Here is an 18528-nt window from a genome sequence, read left to right as displayed (position 1 = left end):
GCACCGACAGTCCGGCACCGGTTTTCGCCGCCGGGCCCGGCGGCGGCGTCGGCGTGGTCCGGGGGCTGCCGCCCCCGGACCCCCGCTTCGGCCCCGAAAGGGCCTCGTCCTCAACCGCCGGACCGGCTGGGATACGCCGACCGGCATCGGCCCGCACCGCCGTGTCCCCCGCGGCCCGCGCTTTCACGCGGCACGCGGATGCCGATGCCGGCGCAGCCAGGACGTATGCACCTCCTTCTTCGCCGCGCCCTCGGCGGAGCGTTGCGCGCGGCGGCCGCGGATGGCCTCGCGGACCAGGCGCTCGTGTTCGGCCTGGCGGATCAGGTCGGCGGAGCGGAGGTGGTGGAGTTCGTACTCGGACATGGCAGGTCCCTCGTTTTCCCTGGTGAGAGGCGGTTGTCGGCTTCGTTCGACCGATGCCTCAAGCTTCGTCTGCCAGGGGGGTCCGCCACATCGGGAGAGTTCCGCATCTTCGGCGGTGAAGGGGGCCTTAGACGCGCCTGAGGGGCCTCAGGGCGCCGTCCGATGTGCTTACGGCAGCCCTGAGGCCCCTCAGGACCTGCGGTGATTCAGCCCGATTCAGCCCACTGACGGCAGGCCGAGCAGGACGTCGGTGTACTTGAGGACGGCCAGCAGCAGGCCGATGACGCCCAGCGAGACGCCGCCCCAGGCGACCGACTTGATCCACACGGCCTGCGGCTTGCCGGGCGCCCCGAACGCGGGCCGGGCGAGCACGACGACGCCGACGATCAGCGCGGCGAGGGCGAAGACGCCGGCCCACAGGGCGGTGGCGTTCCAGGCGTCGCCGTAGCCCTGCTCAAGCAGCTTGGAGACGTTCTGGGACGACGACGTCGAGGACTCCAGCTGGGCGATGAGGGACTGCCGCGCGGCGGCGAGCGTACCGAGCCAGCCACCGGTCAGGGAGACGAGACCGAGCGCCGCGGAGACGACCGCGCCCGCGCCCTGGCCGACGCCGGAGGGGCCCGCTTCCGTCGCCTCGGCGGCCACCTCCTCGTGTTCGCTCCCGGCGACGGCCTCGGTCTCGGCCTCGGTCGCCTGGGTGACGTCCACGTTCTCGTCGTCGGTCCTGGCCTCGGTCACGGTCTCGTCCACTGTCTTCGTTCCCATGTCTCGCACCGTACGGACGCTTCCTGAGAGGCGTCTTAATGATCGTTGTGTGCGGCACGCGCGCGTGCTTCACGCCACTCCGGGGCGAGGATCGACCACACCTCCAGGTCGTGCCGTACCCCACCATAGGGGTGGGCCTCGCGGCGTACGCCGTCGCGGGTCATGCCGAGGCGCCGGGCGACGTTCAGGCTGGGTGTGTTGCCGGAGGCGGCGACCCATTCGACGCGGTGGATACCGCGCTCCTCGACCGCCCAGTCGAGGAGCACCCGCATCGCCCGGGTGATGAGCCCGCGTCCGGTCGCGGCGGGCTCGAGCCAGCACCCGACCTCGCAGTTGCCGGTCGCCGCGTCGAAGTTCAGCGTGAGGACGCCGCCGACGAGTTTCCCGTCCAGCCAGATGCCGTGGTACGACGCCGTGTCCGCGGCGCGCATGTCGGCGTACCGCTGGAGGGTCTCGCGTGCCGACGCCGGGTCGGTGGCGTTCGAGCCGAACGGGATGTACTGCCCGATGAACTCCCGGCCCCGCTCCAGGTGGGCGAGGAACTCCTCGGCATGCCACGGCTCCAGGGGCCTCAGCTCGGCTCCGTCGTCACCCAGCGCTATCGCGTACATCGCCCCGTTGCTCCTTCTCCAGTTCCGCCACGACGTCGGTGAGCCTCTCATGAGCGGCACGGGACTCGGGCGGCTCGATGCTGATGCGGGGCATGCGCTGGTCGAGCCAGCGGGGCAGCCACCAGTTGGCGCCGCCGAGCATGTGCATCAGGGCGGGGACGAGGAGGGTGCGGAGCACGAAGGCGTCCAGGGCGACGGCGGCGGCGAGGGCGATGCCGAACATGGCGATCACCCGGTCGCCGCTGAGGACGAAGGCGAGGAAGACCGAGATCATGATGACCGCGGCGGAGTTGATCACCCGTCCGGTCTCGGCGAGGCCGATCCGCACGGCCCGCCGGTTGTCGCCGGTCTCCAGCCACTCCTCGTACATCCGGCTGACCAGGAAGACCTGGTAGTCCATGGAGAGCCCGAAGAGCACCGACACCATGATGACCGGGAGGAAGGGCTCGATCGGGCCCGCGCGGCCCAGCCCCAGCAGTTCGCTCCCCCAGCCCCACTGGAAGATCGCGACGACGACGCCGAAGGCGGCGGCGACGGCGGCCACGTTCATCGCGGCGGCCTTCAGCGGGATGCCGACGGACCGGAAGGCGAGCAGAAGCAGCACACAGCCCAGGCCGATGACGACGCCGACGAACAGCGGCAGTTTGCCGACGATCACGTCGGCGAAGTCGTCGTAGCCGGCCGTCATGCCGCCGACCTGCACATCGAGCGAGGTGCCGGTCTCGGCGCGGGGCAGGACCTCGTCGCGCAGCCGGTCGACGAGGTCGCTGGTCTGCCGCGACTGCGGGGAGGACTCCGGTACGACGGTGAGGTACGCGGTGTCGCCGCCGGTGTTGTACGTCACCGGGGTCACCGTCCTGACGCCCTCGGTGGTGCGGAGGGTGGCGTCGAGGTTGTCGAGGGCCAGCTTGTCGTCGCCGCCGTCGACCTTGGTGACCAGGGTGAGGGGGCCGTTCACGCCGGGGCCGAAGCCGTCGGCGAGCAGGTCGTAGGCCTGGCGGGTGGTGGAGGACTCCGGGTTGTTGCCCTGGTCGGAGGTGCCGAGGCGCAGGCCGAGGGTGGGCAGGGCGAGGACGGTGATGACGGCCAGGGCGATCGCGCCGAGCGTCTTGGGGTGGCGCTCCACGAACGCCGACCAGCGGGCGGCGAACCCGGTGGGCAGCTCGGGCTCGGGACCGTGCTCCGTCAGCCGGCGCCGCTCGCGGCGGCTGAGCGCGCGCATGCCGATGAAGGACAGCAGGGCCGGCAGCAGGGTCACGGAGGCGGCGACCGTCAGGACCACGGTCAGCGAGGCGGCGATCGCGACGCCGTTGAGGAAGCCGAGCCGGAGGATCAGCATGCCGAGCAGGGAGATGCACACGGTGGCACCCGCGAAGACGACGGCGCGTCCGGTGGTCGCCACGGCGTTGGTGATCGACTCGGTGACGGTCAGCCCGCGCTTCAGTCCGCGCCGGTGCCGGGTGACGATGAACAGCGCGTAGTCGATGCCGACGCCGAGCCCGATGAGCATGCCGAGCATGGGCGCGAAGTCGGCCACGGTCATGGCGTGGCCGAGCAGCGCGATCCCGGCGTACGCGGTGCCGACGCCGACCAGCGCGGTGGCGATCGGCAGCAGGGAGGCGGCGAGCGATCCGAAGGCGAGGAAGAGGACGACCGCGGCGACGGCCACGCCGACGACCTCGGCGATGTGCCCGCTCGGCGACTCGGTGAGCCCGACGGCGCTGCCGCCCAGCTCCACCTGGAGCCCGTCGGTCCGGGCGGCCTTGGCCGCGCTCACGACGGCCCGCGCCTGGCCCGGGTCGAGGTCCTCGGCGCCGGCGTCGAAGGTGACGGTGGCGTAGGCCGTGTGCCCGTCCTCGCTGATCCGGGGGGCGCCCTGCTTGTCGTACGGGCCGGCCACGGCCGCGACGCCGGGCAGGTTCGCGATCTCGTCCAGGGTGCGCGTCATGGTCTGTTCGACGTCGGCGGCGCGGACGGTGCCGGTCGCGGTGTGCCAGACGACGGTGCCGCTGTCGCCGCCGAGGCCCGGGAAGCCGTTCTCCAGCAGATCGGTGGCGCGGCCCGATTCGGTGCCGGGGACCTGGTAGTCGTTCGAGTACGCGGAGCCCGTCACGACGGCGGCCGCGGTCACCCCGCCGAAGGCGAGGAGCCAGAGCAGTGCGGCGACGAGGCGGCGTTGGACACACCAGCGTGCAAGGGCTGCCACGAACGTGCTCCCAGAGGCGATATGTGGATCTTTGACCGGGAAACGTCGTTCGTGAAAGTGAACAGCCCGCAAAGAACGCATGAGCGATGTGAAGCAAACTCTCGCAGGCGCCAGTGATCGTTTGCCCCGTTCGTGCGTTTATTCACACGAGTGAGTGGCAGATCACAGGACAGTAACGTTCACTCTGTCGTCGCAGGTGGCGACTCTCACACCATTGCCCGCACGCACCGGGAACTTCTAGTCGAACTGGTCCCCCAGTGCCATCACCATCACCCCGGTGACGAGCAGCCACAGCGCCCGCCGGGTGCGACCGCGCGAGCCGAGAAACGCGGCGAGCGCGCAGACGGCGGCGCCGAGGGCGTAAGCGGCCGGGACGAGGGCCGGAGCGGAGCCGGTGGCACGGAGCGTCGAGGCGGCCAGCCCGGCGAGAGCGAGGACAGCCCCGGTCACCGCCGCCGTCCAGCGGGCCCGCCGCGCCACCTGCGCCGGGTCGTCGATGTCCTCCGGGTCTTCGACGTCGTCCGGATCCTCGTCGTCCACCAGGTTCTCGGCGTGGTCGGCCTCGGGCGTCTCGGACTGCTCCTCCCGCGTCTCGGATATCTCGGAATCACCGCGTCCACTCATGGCGGGCGAGCGTAGCGCGTCGCGCTGAGAAACCGGATGCCCGTCCGCAGGTCGGGCTGCTAGCTTCCGAAGGTCCGCCGTTCCCGTGGCACACCGCCGCCGACCTGGGCAGGTGCATTGTTTGAGCGTCCGGCCGAGCTCCTCCGTACCCCTTTCCGTCTTCCAGGACTCAGGGAGCCCCTTCACCGATGCCGGACATCACCCCGAGGACCTCGAGTGAGGACCTCACCCAGCGGCTGACCCACGTCCGCTACCCGCGCAGCAACAGCTACGACGTCCGCTGGGTCATCGAGAACCAGATGGGCCCGAACGCGCTGTGGCTGCTGGAGTGGCTGGCCCCCGCCCTCGGCCTGGACGCCCTGCGCCCGTGCGCACGCGTCCTCGACCTGGGCTGCGGCCGGGCGATGACCTCCGTCTTCCTGGCGAGGGAGTACGACGCCCAGGTCACCGCCGCGGACCTGTGGATCAAGCCCGACGAGAACGCACGGCGCGTCGCCGAGGCCGGTTTCGCCGACCGCGTGCTGCCCGTGCACGCCGAGGCGCACGACCTGCCGTTCGCCGAGGGCAGCTTCGACGCGATCGTGAGCATCGACGCGTACCAGTACTTCGGCACGAACGATCTTTATCTGCCCACCCTGACCCGGCTGTTGAAGCCGGGCGGGCGGATCGGGATCGTCGTCCCCGCGCTGCGGGAGGAGTTGGAGGGCGACGAGCCTCCGGAGCACCTCAAGCCCTTCTGGGACCCCGGTTTCTGGGCGTTCCACTCCGTCGGCTGGTGGCGGCGCCAGTGGACGCGCAGCGGGGCCGTCGAGGTCGAGACCGCCGAGTGGCAGCCCGACGGCTGGAAGGACTGGCTGCTGTGGAGCGAGGTCTGCGCCGAGGAGAGCCCCTACGAGTGGATGGCCGACATGGCCCGTGACTCGGTGGACCTGATGAAGGCCGACGAGGGGCGCACCTTGGGTTTCGTACGGCTCGTAGGACGCCGTGAGGAGTGAATGGGCAACGGCCCCGGAGGTTTCCCTCCGGGGCCGTTCTGGTCTGTGCGCTCAGCCCTCGCTGACGCCCAGCTTCTCCAGGATCAGCTCCTTGACGCGGGCCGCGTCCGCCTGACCGCGGGTCGCCTTCATGACCGCGCCGACCAGGGCGCCGGCCGCGGCGACCTTGCCGGAGCGGATCTTGTCGGCGATGCCCGGGTTGCCGGCGATGGCCTCGTCGACGGCGGCACCCAGGGCGCCCTCGTCGGAGACGACCTTCAGACCGCGCTTGTCGACGACCTCGTCCGGGGTGCCTTCGCCCGCGAGCACGCCCTCGATGACCTGGCGCGCCAGCTTGTCGTTCAGGTCACCCTTCGAGACCAGCTCGGTGACCCGGGCGACCTGCGCCGGGGTGATCGCCAGCTCGTCGAGCGCCTTGCCCGACTCGTTGGCGCTGCGGGCGAGTTCGCCCATCCACCACTTGCGGGCGGAGGCCGCGTCGGCACCGGCGTCGATCGTGGCGACGATCAGGTCCAGCGCGCCGGCGTTGAGGATCGCCTGCATGTCGGTGGCCGAGATGCCCCACTCCGCGAGGAGCCGGGTACGGCGGGCCAGCGGCATCTCGGGAAGGGCCGCCCGGATCTCCTCGACCCACTCGCGCGAGGGGGCCACCGGAACGAGGTCCGGCTCGGGGAAGTACCGGTAGTCCTCGGCCTCTTCCTTCACTCGGCCCGAGGTCGTCGACCCGGTGTCCTCGTGGAAGTGCCGCGTCTCCTGGATGATCGTCCCGCCGCCGCTCAGCACGGCCGCGTGACGCTGGATCTCGTAGCGGGCCGCGCGCTCCACGGACCGCAGCGAGTTGACGTTCTTCGTCTCCGAGCGCGTACCGAACTTCTCGGTGCCGTTGGGGCGCAGCGACAGGTTCACGTCGCAGCGCATCTGCCCCATCTCCATGCGGGCTTCCGACACACCGAGCGCCTTGATGAGCTCGCGCAGCTCACGGACGTAGGCCTTCGCCACCTCGGGGGCACGCTCGCCCGCCCCCTCGATCGGCTTGGTGACGATCTCGATGAGCGGGATGCCGGCGCGGTTGTAGTCCAGCAGCGAGTGCGAGGCGCCGTGGATACGGCCCGTCGCGCCGCCCACGTGGGTCGACTTGCCGGTGTCCTCCTCCATGTGGGCGCGCTCGATCTCCACGCGGAAGGTCTCGCCGTCCTCCAGCTGCACGTCGAGGTAGCCGTTGAAGGCGATCGGCTCGTCGTACTGGGAGGTCTGGAAGTTCTTCGGCATGTCCGGATAGAAGTAGTTCTTCCGGGCGAAGCGGCACCACTCGGCGATCTCGCAGTTCAGCGCGAGACCGATCTTGATCGCGGACTCGACGCCGGTCGCGTTGACGACCGGGAGCGCGCCGGGCAGGCCGAGGCAGACGGGACAGGTCTGCGTGTTGGCGTCCTGACCGAGTTCGGTCGAACAGCCGCAGAACATCTTGGTCTTGGTGCCGAGTTCGACATGGACCTCAAGGCCCATGACGGGGTCGTACGACGCCAGCGCGTCCTCGTACGACACCAGGTCGGTCGTGGTGGTCACGGTGAAACTTCCCTCTCAGCCCAGCAGGACGTCGTCGTCGCCCAGCCGCTTCAGCTCGCGGTAGAGGATGGCGAGGCCGGTGGCGATCGCGACGGCGGACACGGCGGCGTCGATCAGGCGCAGCGTGTCGCTCTCGGTGCGGGCCAGCTTGGCCTGCTTGGCGACACTGACCGCGCCGAACGCGGTGGTGGCCATGGACAGGTACAGGCCGGACTTGGACTTCTTGAAACCCTTGGCCTTGGACAGTGCCTTACTCACAGCGACGGAGCCTCCTCGATCAGCGGGTGGCCCCACTTTTCCACGAAGGCCGCCTCGACGGCCGCCCCGACCTTGTACAGACGGTCGTCCTTCATCGCCGGGGCGATGATCTGCAGGCCGACCGGCAGGTTGTCCTCCGGGGCCAGACCGCACGGCAGGGACATCGCCGCGTTGCCCGCGAGGTTCGTCGGGATGGTGCAGAGGTCGGCGAGGTACATCGCGATCGGGTCGTCGGCGCGCTCGCCGATCGGGAAGGCGGTGGTCGGGGTCGTCGGCGAGACGATGACGTCGACCTGCTCGAAGGCCTTCTCGAAGTCGCGGGTGATGAGCGTACGGACCTTCTGCGCGGAGCCGTAGTACGCGTCGTAGTACCCGCTCGACAGGGCGTAGGTGCCGAGCATGATGCGGCGCTTGACCTCGGGGCCGAAGCCCGCCTCACGGGTGATCGACGTGACCGCCTCGGCGGAGTTCGTGCCGTCGTCGCCGGTCCGCAGGCCGTAGCGCAGGCCGTCGAAGCGGGCGAGGTTGGAGGAGCACTCGGAGGGCGCGATCAGGTAGTACGCCGAGAGCGCGAGGTCGAAGGACGGGCAGTCCAGCTCGACGATCTCCGCGCCCAGCTCCTTGAGGAGGGCGACGGACTCGTCGAAGCGCTGGATGACGCCGGCCTGGTAGCCCTCGCCGCGGAACTGCTTGACGACGCCGACGCGCATGCCCTGGACGCTGCCGTTGCGGGCGGCCTCGACGACCGGCGGCACCGGGGCGTCGATGGACGTGGAGTCGAGCGGGTCGTGCCCGGCGATGACCTCGTGCAGCAGGGCCGCGTCCAGGACCGTACGGGCGCAGGGCCCGCCCTGGTCGAGGGAGCTGGAGAACGCCACCATGCCGTAACGGGAGACCGCCCCGTACGTCGGCTTGACGCCCACCGTGCCGGTGACGGAGGCCGGCTGGCGGATGGAGCCGCCGGTGTCGGTGCCGATGGCGAGGGGCGCCTGGAAGGAGGCGAGCGCGGCGGACGAACCGCCACCGGAACCGCCGGGGATCTTGGTGAGGTCCCACGGGTTGCCGGTCGGCCCGTAGGCGCTGTTCTCCGTCGACGACCCCATGGCGAACTCGTCCATGTTGGTCTTGCCGAGGATGACGACGTCAGCGGCCTTGAGCTTCTTGGTGAGGGTGGCGTCGTACGGCGGAATCCATCCCTCGAGGATCTTCGAACCGACGGTCGTCGGAATGCCCTCGGTGGTGAAGATGTCCTTGAGCGCGAGGGGGACGCCGGCGAGGGGGCCGAGCTTCTCGCCCCTCTCCCGCTTCTCGTCGACGGCACGCGCCTGGGCGAGGGCGCCCTCGCGGTCCACGTGCAGGAAGGCGTGCACCTTCTCGTCGACGGCCTCGATGCGGGCCAGGTGGGCCTCGGTGACCTGGACCGCGGTGAGCTCGCCGGAGGCGATCTTCGCGGCGGTCTCGGCGGCCGTGAGCTTGATGATGTCCGTCATGGCGATTAGTCCTCCCCCAGGATCTGCGGCACCTTGAAACGCTGCTGCTCCTGGGCCGGGGCGCCGGAGAGCGCCTGCTCGGGGGTGAGCGACGGACGGACCTCGTCCGCCCGCATGACGTTCGTCAGCGGGAGCGGGTGCGAGGTCGGCGGTACGTCTTGGTCGGCGACCTCACTGACGCGGGCGACCGCGCCGATGATGTCGTCCAGCTGTCCCGCGAAGTGCTCGAGCTCTTCGGGCTTCAGCTCCAGACGCGCCAGCCGGGCGAGGTGGGCGACCTCCTCGCGCGTGATGCCAGGCATGCAGCGATCCTCTGGGGTGAGTGTGTGTGGTTTGGGGCCAATCCTATGGGGCGGGGGGCTGTGCCCGTGAAACGGTTTCCCCGGGGTCGTATACGCCGACGAGTACGTCAGCGGCGGGCGTCCCATGTCTCGCTGCGCAGGAAGTGGTTGTCGTACAGCTCCTGCACCTCGAGGAGGCTCTCCGGGGTGACCTCGCCGAGGCGGACGCGCTGGAGGTGACGGAAGTACTCGAAGCGCTCGACGCCGGGCGTGATGACGATGAGGAGGTCGGCGCGGGCGCCCGGGGCGGCGGCGAAGGCGTGCGGTTTGCCCGGCGGGACGATGACCAGGTCGCCGGCCTCGGCGGTGACGATGTCGTCGCCGGAGAGGACCTCGGCCGTGCCGTCGAGGAAGAAGAACATCTCGGCGGAGTTCTTGTGCAGGTGGGGCCGGGCACCGTCGGCGCCCTCGCCCAGGGTGACGCGCACGGTGGACAGCGCGCCGCCGGAGGCACTGCTGTCGGCGAGCAGCTTGACGGCGACGGGGTCACCGCCGATCACCTCGGCGTCGCCGTCCCTGACGATCACGGACTCGTCGAACTTCGGAACGAACAGCGACATCTTCGAAACCCCCGGTGCTGGTGTGAACGTGGTCGTGGCCGTGGTCAGACGAGGAACAGCAGGGCGGCACTGATCAGTACGACCACTGCGGTGGCGAAGTGGATCCCGAAGGCGACGGCCTTCGTGCCGCCGTGGCGCAGGACTATCAGGGTGTCGCCGAGCGGCACGAGTGCCACGCCGAGCATGAACCAGGCCTCCGCCCGTGCCCCGGCGAAGGCCAGCAGCGCAAGGCCCACCAGCCCGAAGGTGCCGTCCCTGAGGCCCTTGATCGTGAGATAGGCGCCGGCGTCGCCCGCGGGATCGGCCGGGACTCCGTAACCGGCGGCGGAGGAGGCGGGCTGGAACAGGAACCGGTACCCGAGGAACAGGCAGAACAGGTTGAGCACGACGGCCAGGGTGTACGCGGTCACGGTCATGTTCTCTTCTCCTTCTCTTCCGAGCTGTCCGAGTTTCTAGCATCGCTAGCAGCAAGAGCGAAGCTAGCAGAGCGGTGCCAGATTGGCTAGCGCTGCTAGAATTCCTGGCATGTCGATCCAGACGCGCAAGGAGCGCGAACGAGCGGAACGCGAGCGGCTGATCGTCACGGCCGCTCGGGAACTCGCGGAGTCGGAGGGCTGGGACGCGGTGACGACCCGCCGCCTGGCGGCCGAGATCGAGTACAGCCAGCCCGTCCTCTACAGCCACTTCAAGGGCAAGGACGCGATCATGGCGGCGGTGGCGGTGCAGGGCTGCGCCGACCTGGCCGCCGAGTTGCGTACGGCCCGTACGGCGGCGAAGGGCGAGCGCGGGGCGCTCGCGGCGGTGGGCGAGGCGTACACGTCGTTCGGACGGCGCCGGCCGGCGCTGTACGACGCGATGTTCACGTACCGGGTGGATCTGCCCTTCGCCACCCCCGAGGCCCCGGAGCCACTGCAGCAGGCCTTCGGCGAACTCCGCACGGCGGTGGAGCCGTTCGCCGGCGAGGGAGACGACCCGGGGCTGCTCACGGAGACGTACTGGGCGGGCCTGCACGGCCTGGTGACCCTGATGCGCAGCGGCCGGCTACCGGAGTGGGCGCATCAGCGGAGACTGGAGCTGCTGACGGGCCATTTCACGGCGGGGGTCTAGCGGGCGGGGGTCTGGCGGACAGGTTTCTGGCGGGCGGGTGTCTGGCGGGCGGGTGTCTGGCGGGCGGGTGTCTGGCGGGCGGGTGTCTGGCGGGCGGGGCCTCGGCCGCCCGCGCGCGTCACTCGGCGGCGGGCAGTGCGGCGCGCGGCCTCTGCCAACCCCGGGACCCCCGTGCCCGCAGCCACGCCGTGGTCTCCTCCGGCGGCATCGCCGCAGCGACCAGCCATCCCTGTACGGCGTCACAGCCCAGGTCCCGCAGACGTTCCCAGGTCTCGTCGTCCTCGACGCCCTCGGCGACGACGAGCAGGCCGAGCGAGTGCGCCAGATCGACGGTGCAGCGCACGATCTCCGCGTCCTCGTTGTCCACCGCGAGCCGGGCCACGAAGGAACGGTCGATCTTCAGCTCGCTCACGGGGAGCCGTCTCAGGTGCACCAGGGACGAATAGCCGGTGCCGAAGTCGTCCAGGGACATCTTGACGCCGTGCCCGGTCAGCCCGGCGAGCGTGTCCGCGGCCCGCTGCGGGTCCTCCAGGAGGACGTGTTCCGTTATCTCCAGTTGGAGCGCTCCCGCAGGGACGCCGTGCCGGGCGAGCCGGGCGGCGACGGAGCCCGCGAATCCGGGGGTGTGGACGTCGCGCGGCGAGACGTTGACCGCGACGGGCACGTACAGGCCCTGGGAACGCCACCGCGCCACCTGCCCGAGCGCCGTCTCCAGCACGTACTCCGTCAGATGCGGCATCAGCCCCGACGACTCGGCGATCGCTATGAACTCGTCCGGCGGCACCTTCCCGCGCTCGGGATGCACCCAGCGGACCAGGGCCTCAAGGCCTGCGACCTGTCCGTCGAAGCGGACCTTCGGCTGGTAGTGCAGCTCGACCTCGTGCGCGTCGAGGGCGCGGCGCAGATCCCCCAGCAGGCCCAGCCGGTCCGGGGTGTTCGAGTCCCGCTTCGACTCGTAGACCTCCACGCCCGTGCGGTCCCGCTTCGCCTGGTACATCGCCACGTCCGCGCGCCGCAGCAGCCCCTCGGCGTCGAGGGCGTGGTCGGGGAAGACGGCGACACCGGCACTGGCCTCCAGGACCAGAGTGAGGCCGTCGAGGTCGAGCGGGGAGCTGAGGGCGGCGACCAGACCGCGGGCCACCCGGGTCGCGGACGTCGTGGAGTCGGCGACCGGCAGTAAGACGGCGAACTCGTCGCCGCCGAGCCGCGCGGCCTCCGCTCCGCGTGGCAGGGCGAGGCGCAGCCGGTCGGCTATCTGCAACAGCAACCGGTCCCCGGCGAGATGACCGAGCGTGTCGTTGACCGACCGGAAACGGTCGAGGTCGATCACCATCAGGGCGGACCGGGCACCGATGCGCTCGGCGTCGTCGAGCGCGGTCCAGATCCGTTCCAGCAGCCACTGCCGGTTGGGCAGCCCCGTCAGCGGATCGCGCAGCTGCTCCTCGGCCCGGGCCCGAGCGATCCACAGGGTGGAGTCGAGGGCGATGAGGGGGATGGAGAACAGCGGCAGCAGAAGGGGCTTGGCGATGGCGACCACACACACCAGCGGTGCGATGCCGAGCAGTGCGACCGCGACCAGGCCCTGTCGGACCAGGGCGGTGCGGGCGACGGTGGGCAGACCGCCGCGCGGTGCGTTCAGGTACCAGAGCAGGACCCGGGTGACGGCGAGATAGGCGGCGGCGACGAGCACCACGCCGGGGGCGGTGTAGAGCGTCCAGGTGTCCGGGTTCCAGGGGTTCTCGACGGAGGGCACCCGGCCGAACGCGGCCAACACCAGGGCCCCGGCGGCGATACCGAGGATGTCCACCGCGCCGTGCAGCACGCCCTGCCGCCAGCGGCCCCGGCGGGCGATACCGACCAGGACGACGACGGTGAGGCTGACCATGCCGGCGGGGCCCCAGCCGTACAGCATCAGCACGGCGAGGGTGAGTGCGGCGCCGGAGCCGGTGCCGCCCCACCAGCGGGCGCGGCCGAGCGCGACCAGGTGGCCGACGATGATGCCGGTCAGCACGGCCAGGGACCAGCCGACGGTGCCGGACGGGAAGAGGGCGTGGTCGCCGGAGAACGCACGGTAGAACCCGGCGCCGAGGACGAACCCGGCCGCCGCCACGACCGCCGCGGGCAGCGCGGGCCAGGACAGGTGCCGTTCGTGGTCGGCGTCGGGCAGCCCGGCGGCGTGCTCGGAGTCGAGTCGCACTGCGGTGCAACCGTCCGCCACGGCCTGCTGCCCGGCACCGCCGCCCATGCCTCTTTCCACCCGCGAAGACTCCGCGGTGCGCGCCGCCCACCCCCGCCACCTGCCGGCCATCCGGCGCAGCCGTGAGTCAGGGGCGGCGCTCTCGGTCGGTTCCATTCCCGTCCCTCTCACAGCCGGCGGTGCCCACGCCACGCGGCCCGATGCCCGACGACAACCTTCAACGGCACCGCGTTGGAAAACCCTTCCCCCGCCCTTCAAGGCTCTTCAAGAGCAAGGGTTGCCCCGACCGCAGTTGGGCACGGCAGGCGCACACCTCAACAGTAGGCCGCAGAAGGCTTCCACGGGCAGCGGTCGTCGACGGTTGCCCGAATGCGCCCCAGCCACCCGTATGCATCTGGTATGCGCCGATCCGGTGGCCTTCAACCGCTACCCCTCGGTGGGGAGAGCAACTTCGGCCGCCGCGTCGGGGCCCTGTTCCAGGAGGACGGTGAAGCCGTCCTCGTTCAGAACAGGCACCTTGAGCTGCATGGCCTTGTCGTACTTGGACCCAGGGCTGTCACCCACCACGACAAAAGATGTCTTCTTCGAAACGGAACCGGTCACCTTCGCTCCGCGACTTTGCAGCGCCTCCTTGGCACCGTCGCGAGTGAAGCGCTCCAGCGTGCCGGTGACGACGACGGTAAGCCCTTCCAGGGGACGGGGCCCTTCGTCCTCGCCGGAGCCCTCCTCCTCCATGCGGACGCCGGCCGCCTTCCACTTGCGGAGGATCTCCTGGTGCCACTCCTCGGCGAACCACTCCTTGAGCGAGGCGGCGATGATCGGGCCGACGCCGTCGGTGTTCGCCAACTCCTCCTCACTGGCCTGTTCGATGCGGTCGATGGAGCGGAACTCGCGGGCCAGCGCCTCGGCGGCGACCGGTCCGACATGACGGATCGACAGACCCGTGATGATCCGGGCGAGCGGACGCTCCTTGGCGGCCGCGATGTTCTCCAGCATCGCGACCGCGTTCTTCCTGGGCTCGCCCTGCTGGTTGGCGAAGACCGTGGCGATCTTCTCCTCGCCGGTCTTCGGGTCGCGCTTGGGCAGACCGCTGTCCTGGTCGAGGACGTACGCCTTGATGGGCAGCAGCCGCTCGACGGTCAGGTCGAACAGGTCGCCCTCGTCGAGAAGCGGCGGCTCGGACGGCTCCAGCGGCTTGGTGAGCGCGGCGGCGGCGACATAGCCGAAGTGCTCGATGTCCAGTGCCTTGCGGCCCGCGAGGTAGAACAGGCGCTCGCGCAACTGGGCCGGGCAGGTGCGGGCGTTGGGGCAGCGCAGGTCGACGTCGCCCTCCTTCATCGGCCTGAGCGCCGTACCGCACTCCGGGCACTCGGACGGCATCACGAACTCGCGCTCGCTGCCGTCGCGCAGGTCGACGACGGGCCCGAGGATCTCCGGGATGACGTCACCGGCCTTGCGCAGCACGACGGTGTCGCCGATGAGGACGCCCTTCAGCTTCACGACGTCCTGGTTGTGCAGGGTGGCGAACTCGACCTCCGAGCCCGCGACCGTGACCGGTTCGACCTGGGCGTACGGCGTGACCCGGCCCGTACGGCCCACGCCCACGCGGATGTTGATGAGCTTGGTGTTGACCTCTTCCGGCGCGTACTTGTACGCGATCGCCCAGCGCGGGGCGCGCGAGGTGGAGCCGAGCCGTCCCTGGAGCGGGATCTCGTCGAGCTTGACGACGACGCCGTCGATCTCGTGCTCCACGGAGTGCCGGTTCTCGCCGAAGTAGGCGATGAACTCCCGGACGCCCTCGAGGTCGTCGACCACCTTGTTGTGCCGGGCGGTGGGCAGGCCCCAGGTCTTGAGCAGGTCGTACGCCTCGGAGAGACGCGTCATGCCGTTGGAGCCCGCCAGGGCGCCGATGCCATGGACGACCATGTGCAGGGGGCGGGTGGCGGTGACGCGCGGGTCCTTCTGGCGCAGTGAACCGGCGGCCGCGTTGCGCGGGTTGGCGAAGGGCTTGTCGCCGGCCTCGACCAGGCGGGCGTTGAGCTCCTCGAACTTCTCCATCGGGAAGTAGACCTCGCCCCGGATCTCCACGAGGTCCGGGATACGGTCACCCTTCAGGCGGTCCGGAATGTCCGCGATCGTACGGACATTGGGGGTGATGTCCTCGCCGGTACGGCCGTCACCCCGGGTCGCCGCACGGGTCAGACGGCCGTGCTCATAGGTGAGGTTGACGGCGAGGCCGTCGACCTTGAGCTCGCACAGGAAGTGATAGCCCGGGGTGCCGACGTCCTTGTGGACGCGCTCGGCCCAGGCCGCGAGCTCCAGATCGTCGAAGGCGTTGTCGAGCGAGAGCATGCGTTCGCGGTGCTGGACGGCCGTGAACTCCGTCTCGTACGCGCCCGCGACCTTCTGGGTCGGCGAGTCGGGGGTGCGCAGCTCCGGGTACTCGTCCTCCAGCGCCTCGAGCGAGCGCAGCAACTTGTCGAACTCCGCGTCGCTGATGACGGGAGCGTCCTTCACGTAGTACCGGAAGCGGTGCTCCTCGATCTGCTCAGCGAGCTTCGCGTGCTTCTCCCGTGCCTCGGCGGGCACCGTCGTCTCCGCTTGCTTGTCGCCGGCCACCGTATTGTCCTCCCGTTACTCTGGGTTGTCCGCGAGGGATCTCGCCGCCTGGACGCAATGGGCGAGTGCCTTGCGTGCGTACTCCGGGGAGGCCCCCGCGAGTCCGCACGACGGCGTGACCGTGACAGCCTCCGCGAGAAGCCCCGGTGACAGCCCCAGCCTGCGCCACAGCGTCCTGACACCCATGACGCTACCGGCAGGGTCTGACAATCGGCCGTCCGTGCCCGGGACGACACCTGCGAAGAGCCGGGTCCCCGCTTCCACCGCCTCGCCGATCACGTCGTCGTCACGCTCGGTGAGGAGGGAGAAGTCGAAGGAGATCGCCGTCGCCCCGGCCCGGCGCAGCAGGGCGAACGGGACGTCCGGTGCGCACGAGTGGACCACGACGGGGCCGTCGCCGTGAACCCCGGCGACGTCGCGCAGGGCCGCCTCGACGATCTGGCGGTCGACGGCGCGGTGGGTGCGGTAGCCGCTGGCGGACTTGACCTGGCCGCGCAGTACGGCGATGAGGGAGGGCTCGTCGAGTTGGAGGACCAGCTGGGCACCGGGGACTCGGCGGTGGACCTCCTCCAGGTGCAGCCGCAGGCCCTCGGCGAGCGAGGCGGTGAGGTCGCGGCAGGCGCCGGGGTCGGAGAGGGCCGCCTCGCCGTTCTTCAACTCCAGTGCCGCTGCCAGGGTCCAGGGACCCACGGCCTGGATCTTCAACTGCCCCTCGTACCCCTGGGTGAACTCCTCCAGCGCGTCGAGGTCCTCACCCAGCCAGGAGCAGGCGCGCCTGGTGTCCCGGCCCGGGCGGTCCCCGATGCGCCAACCGCTGGGCTCCACGCGTGCGTACAGCTCGACGAGCATTCCGGCGGTGCGGCCGATCATGTCCGCGCCGGGGCCGCGGGCGGGGAGCTCGGCGAGGTACGGGAAGTCCTCGAAGGAGCCGGTGACGGTTCTGGCGGCCTCGCGGGCGTCGGCGCCGGGCATGGAGCCGATGGCGGTGGCTGCGCCGAAGCGAATGTCTGCGTTCACATGTGCAGCCTATGTTTCCGCCCCCGCCGCCCCTACCCGTCCCATCCTTCTGGGGCTCCGCTCCAGACCCCGCTCCTCAAACGCCGGAGGGGCTGGATCTTTCAGCTGGACGGGACGGGACGGGTAGGGGCGGCGGGGGCCGTGGGGTCAGTGGCCCGGTCGTACCGTGAGGTCGTTGACCTCGGCGTCCCTCGGGAGGTCCAGGGCCATCAGGATCGCCGTGGCCACCGACTCGGGGTCGATCCACTTCGACGCGTCGTACTCCTTGCCCTCCTGCTGGTGCACCTTGGCCTGCATGGGGCTCGCGGTACGGCCGGGGTAGACCGTGGTGACGCGGACGCCGTTGCCGTGCTCCTCGTGGCGGAGGGAGTCCGCGAGGGCCTTCAGGCCGTGCTTCGAGGCGGCGTAGGCGGACCAGTCGGCGTGGGCGTTGAGGCCGGCGCCCGAGTTCACGAAGAGCACGTGACCGCGGGTGGCCCGGAGCTGGGGCAGGAAGTGGCGGGTCAGCTCGGCCGGGGAGATCAGGTTGACGTTGAGCTGGTGGCGCCAGGACTTCGGTGTCAGGTCGCCCACCGGGCCGAGGTCCACGACTCCCGCGATGTGGAGCAAGGAGTCCACGCGGTCGGGGAGCGACTGGTGGGAGAACGCCCAGGACAGCTTGTCCGGGTCCGCCAGGTCGGCGACCAGCGTCTTCGCGCCGGGGAACTCGGCCGCCAGTTCCTTCGCACGGGCCGCGTCGCGCGCGTGGAGCACGAGATCGTCCCCGCGCGCGTGCAGACGGTGGGCGACGGCCGCGCCGATGCCGGAGCCCGCTCCGGTGATCACATGTGTAGCCATGTCCGCCATGCTCGCATCAGCGGGAGGTCACTCGATCCCCCGGCTCTCCTCCAGATACGCCAGCGCGCCCACCGGCTCCTCCGCGAAGAACACCAGGTCGGTCAACGGCACGGGGAGGAAGCCCTCGTCCTCCATGCGGCGGAACTGTTCCTTGAGGCCGTCGTAGAAACCCGCGGTGTTGAGCAGGACCACCGGCTTGTCCGTGTGGCCGTGCTTCTTCAGCTCCAGGATCTCCGTGGCCTCGTCCAGGGTCCCCGTACCGCCGACCATGATCACCACCGCGTCGGCCTTCTCCAGAAGCAGCCTCTTGCGCTCGGCCAGATCCTTCGCGATCACCATCTCGTCGACACCGGGGCGCACCTTGGCGGCCAGGAACTGCACGGAGACCCCCGCCAGCCGGCCGCCGGCCTCCTGCACCCCGTCGGCCACCACCTTCATCAGACCCACGTCGGAGCCGCCCCAGACGAGCGTGTGACCGCCCTTGCCCAGCAGTTTCGCGAACTCGCGCGCGGGGCGCGTGTACCGGTCGTCGAGGTCGGCGGCGGAGAGGAAGACGCAGATTCGCATGCAGCCACCGTACGCGGGAAGAACCGGGGGCCCGCGAACGCTTTTCGGATATGGCTCAAGGACACACGATCACGATCGAGCAGGGCACGCGGCCCGTACGGGTCGTTCACGGCGGCCACATTCTCGCGGAGAGCGCCCGGCCGCTCGTCCTGCGGGAGACGGGCTGTCCCCCGCGGTACTACATCCCGCCCGAGGACGTACGCCTGGACCTGCTGACCTCCTCCGACACGCACACATACTGCCCGTTCAAGGGAACGGCCTCCTACTGGTCCCTGCCGGACGCCGCGGACCTCGTCTGGGCGTACCCGGACCCGAAGCCGGACGTGGCCGAGATCAAGGATCACCTCTGCTTCTACGAAGTCGAAGTGTCGTGATCGATTAGCCCCGTGCCGTACGGCAGTCTCC

The 18528-nt window shown here is 70.4% G+C and carries 19 protein-coding genes; 3 read left to right on the top strand and 16 right to left on the bottom strand.

All coding sequences use genetic code 11. From position 1 onward, the window contains the following. Positions 1-183 precede the first annotated feature (183 nt). From ABIE67_RS32705 to ABIE67_RS32685, 5 genes are all read right to left on the bottom strand, one after another. Positions 184-363 carry a hypothetical protein gene (locus tag ABIE67_RS32705; protein WP_370264988.1) on the bottom strand — a complete coding sequence of 60 codons (180 nt, stop codon included), beginning with the start codon at positions 361-363 and terminating at the stop codon, positions 184-186. A 216-nt stretch (positions 364-579) separates the two neighbouring features. Then, positions 580-1128, bottom strand: a complete 549-nt coding sequence (locus tag ABIE67_RS32700; RefSeq protein ID WP_370264987.1) for a hypothetical protein — start codon at positions 1126-1128, stop codon at positions 580-582. 35 nt (positions 1129-1163) lie between these two features. Beyond that, positions 1164-1739, bottom strand: a complete 576-nt coding sequence (locus ABIE67_RS32695) for a GNAT family N-acetyltransferase (protein WP_370264986.1) — start codon at positions 1737-1739, stop codon at positions 1164-1166. Further along, positions 1717-3945, bottom strand: a complete 2229-nt coding sequence (locus tag ABIE67_RS32690) for an MMPL family transporter (RefSeq protein WP_370264985.1) — start codon at positions 3943-3945, stop codon at positions 1717-1719. The genes ABIE67_RS32695 and ABIE67_RS32690 overlap by 23 nt, the downstream gene beginning before the upstream one ends. A gap of 237 nt (positions 3946-4182) precedes the next feature. After that, positions 4183-4569, bottom strand: a complete 387-nt coding sequence (locus ABIE67_RS32685; RefSeq protein ID WP_370264984.1) for a hypothetical protein — start codon at positions 4567-4569, stop codon at positions 4183-4185. A 188-nt stretch (positions 4570-4757) separates the two neighbouring features. Between ABIE67_RS32685 and ABIE67_RS32680 the strand changes: the two genes are divergently transcribed. Next, positions 4758-5564 (top strand): cyclopropane-fatty-acyl-phospholipid synthase family protein, encoded by an 807-nt coding sequence (locus tag ABIE67_RS32680; protein WP_370264983.1) that lies wholly within the window; start codon positions 4758-4760, stop codon positions 5562-5564. A gap of 51 nt (positions 5565-5615) precedes the next feature. Here the strand turns inward: ABIE67_RS32680 and gatB are convergent, their stop codons facing one another. The 6 genes from gatB to ABIE67_RS32650 form a co-directional block, all read right to left on the bottom strand. Continuing rightward, complete coding sequence (gene gatB / locus ABIE67_RS32675) at positions 5616-7130, bottom strand: Asp-tRNA(Asn)/Glu-tRNA(Gln) amidotransferase subunit GatB (protein WP_370264982.1); 1515 nt, start codon at positions 7128-7130, stop codon at positions 5616-5618. A 15-nt stretch (positions 7131-7145) separates the two neighbouring features. Next, complete coding sequence (locus ABIE67_RS32670) at positions 7146-7388, bottom strand: hypothetical protein (protein ID WP_370264981.1); 243 nt, start codon at positions 7386-7388, stop codon at positions 7146-7148. Beyond that, positions 7385-8878 carry an Asp-tRNA(Asn)/Glu-tRNA(Gln) amidotransferase subunit GatA gene (gene gatA, locus ABIE67_RS32665; RefSeq protein ID WP_370264980.1) on the bottom strand — a complete coding sequence of 498 codons (1494 nt, stop codon included), beginning with the start codon at positions 8876-8878 and terminating at the stop codon, positions 7385-7387. Before gatA ends, ABIE67_RS32670 begins: the two co-directional genes overlap by 4 nt. 5 nt (positions 8879-8883) lie before the next feature. Next, the gene (gene gatC, locus ABIE67_RS32660) at positions 8884-9180 is read right to left on the bottom strand and encodes an Asp-tRNA(Asn)/Glu-tRNA(Gln) amidotransferase subunit GatC (protein ID WP_007384860.1); all 297 of its coding nucleotides are present in this window, start codon (positions 9178-9180) and stop codon (positions 8884-8886) included. A gap of 107 nt (positions 9181-9287) precedes the next feature. Further along, positions 9288-9779, bottom strand: coding sequence for a cupin domain-containing protein (locus ABIE67_RS32655; RefSeq protein WP_370264979.1), 492 nt, complete (start codon positions 9777-9779; stop codon positions 9288-9290). Positions 9780-9823: 44 nt separating this feature from the next. Continuing rightward, positions 9824-10195 carry a DUF4267 domain-containing protein gene (locus ABIE67_RS32650; RefSeq protein ID WP_370264978.1) on the bottom strand — a complete coding sequence of 124 codons (372 nt, stop codon included), beginning with the start codon at positions 10193-10195 and terminating at the stop codon, positions 9824-9826. Between the two features lie 109 nt (positions 10196-10304). Between ABIE67_RS32650 and ABIE67_RS32645 the strand changes: the two genes are divergently transcribed. Then, positions 10305-10886: a TetR/AcrR family transcriptional regulator gene (locus tag ABIE67_RS32645; RefSeq protein ID WP_370264977.1), complete on the top strand. Its 582-nt coding sequence runs from the start codon at positions 10305-10307 to the stop codon at positions 10884-10886. Between the two features lie 118 nt (positions 10887-11004). Here ABIE67_RS32645 and ABIE67_RS32640 read toward each other — a convergent pair whose 3' ends face one another. From ABIE67_RS32640 to ABIE67_RS32620, 5 genes are all read right to left on the bottom strand, one after another. Further along, positions 11005-13239 carry a putative bifunctional diguanylate cyclase/phosphodiesterase gene (locus tag ABIE67_RS32640; protein ID WP_370264976.1) on the bottom strand — a complete coding sequence of 745 codons (2235 nt, stop codon included), beginning with the start codon at positions 13237-13239 and terminating at the stop codon, positions 11005-11007. A 270-nt stretch (positions 13240-13509) separates the two neighbouring features. Beyond that, complete coding sequence (gene ligA, locus ABIE67_RS32635) at positions 13510-15702, bottom strand: NAD-dependent DNA ligase LigA (RefSeq protein WP_370264975.1); 2193 nt, start codon at positions 15700-15702, stop codon at positions 13510-13512. Between the two features lie 15 nt (positions 15703-15717). Beyond that, positions 15718-16719: a methionine synthase gene (locus tag ABIE67_RS32630; RefSeq protein ID WP_370264974.1), complete on the bottom strand. Its 1002-nt coding sequence runs from the start codon at positions 16717-16719 to the stop codon at positions 15718-15720. Positions 16720-16866: 147 nt separating this feature from the next. After that, positions 16867-17556 carry an SDR family oxidoreductase gene (locus ABIE67_RS32625; protein WP_370264973.1) on the bottom strand — a complete coding sequence of 230 codons (690 nt, stop codon included), beginning with the start codon at positions 17554-17556 and terminating at the stop codon, positions 16867-16869. Positions 17557-17583: 27 nt separating this feature from the next. Further along, on the bottom strand, positions 17584-18123 hold the full coding sequence (locus tag ABIE67_RS32620) for a TIGR00730 family Rossman fold protein (protein WP_370264972.1): 540 nt from the start codon (positions 18121-18123) through the stop codon (positions 17584-17586). Positions 18124-18173: 50 nt separating this feature from the next. Between ABIE67_RS32620 and ABIE67_RS32615 the strand changes: the two genes are divergently transcribed. After that, positions 18174-18497 (top strand): DUF427 domain-containing protein, encoded by a 324-nt coding sequence (locus ABIE67_RS32615; RefSeq protein ID WP_370264971.1) that lies wholly within the window; start codon positions 18174-18176, stop codon positions 18495-18497. Positions 18498-18528: the final 31 nt, after the last annotated feature.

It is taken from the genome of Streptomyces sp. V4I8, from assembly GCF_041261225.1.
Lineage (GTDB): Bacteria > Actinomycetota > Actinomycetes > Streptomycetales > Streptomycetaceae > Streptomyces.
This window is presented reverse-complemented; position numbering and strand designations above follow the sequence as displayed.

Excerpts from the sequence above, each read along its gene's own strand:
- ABIE67_RS32705 (WP_370264988.1), bottom strand. The coding sequence starts at position 363 with ATGTCCGAGTACGAACTCCACCACCTCCGCTCCGCCGACCTGATCCGC.
- ABIE67_RS32700 (WP_370264987.1), bottom strand. The coding sequence starts at position 1,128 with ATGGGAACGAAGACAGTGGACGAGACCGTGACCGAGGCCAGGACCGAC.
- ABIE67_RS32695 (WP_370264986.1), bottom strand. The coding sequence starts at position 1,739 with ATGTACGCGATAGCGCTGGGTGACGACGGAGCCGAGCTGAGGCCCCTG.
- ABIE67_RS32685 (WP_370264984.1), bottom strand. The coding sequence starts at position 4,569 with ATGAGTGGACGCGGTGATTCCGAGATATCCGAGACGCGGGAGGAGCAG.
- ABIE67_RS32680 (WP_370264983.1), top strand. The coding sequence starts at position 4,758 with ATGCCGGACATCACCCCGAGGACCTCGAGTGAGGACCTCACCCAGCGG.
- gatA (WP_370264980.1), bottom strand. The coding sequence starts at position 8,878 with ATGACGGACATCATCAAGCTCACGGCCGCCGAGACCGCCGCGAAGATC.
- gatC (WP_007384860.1), bottom strand. The coding sequence starts at position 9,180 with ATGCCTGGCATCACGCGCGAGGAGGTCGCCCACCTCGCCCGGCTGGCG.
- ABIE67_RS32655 (WP_370264979.1), bottom strand. The coding sequence starts at position 9,779 with ATGTCGCTGTTCGTTCCGAAGTTCGACGAGTCCGTGATCGTCAGGGAC.
- ABIE67_RS32650 (WP_370264978.1), bottom strand. The coding sequence starts at position 10,195 with ATGACCGTGACCGCGTACACCCTGGCCGTCGTGCTCAACCTGTTCTGC.
- ABIE67_RS32645 (WP_370264977.1), top strand. The coding sequence starts at position 10,305 with ATGTCGATCCAGACGCGCAAGGAGCGCGAACGAGCGGAACGCGAGCGG.
- ABIE67_RS32640 (WP_370264976.1), bottom strand. The coding sequence starts at position 13,239 with ATGGAACCGACCGAGAGCGCCGCCCCTGACTCACGGCTGCGCCGGATG.
- ABIE67_RS32625 (WP_370264973.1), bottom strand. The coding sequence starts at position 17,556 with ATGGCTACACATGTGATCACCGGAGCGGGCTCCGGCATCGGCGCGGCC.
- ABIE67_RS32620 (WP_370264972.1), bottom strand. The coding sequence starts at position 18,123 with ATGCGAATCTGCGTCTTCCTCTCCGCCGCCGACCTCGACGACCGGTAC.
- ABIE67_RS32615 (WP_370264971.1), top strand. The coding sequence starts at position 18,174 with ATGGCTCAAGGACACACGATCACGATCGAGCAGGGCACGCGGCCCGTA.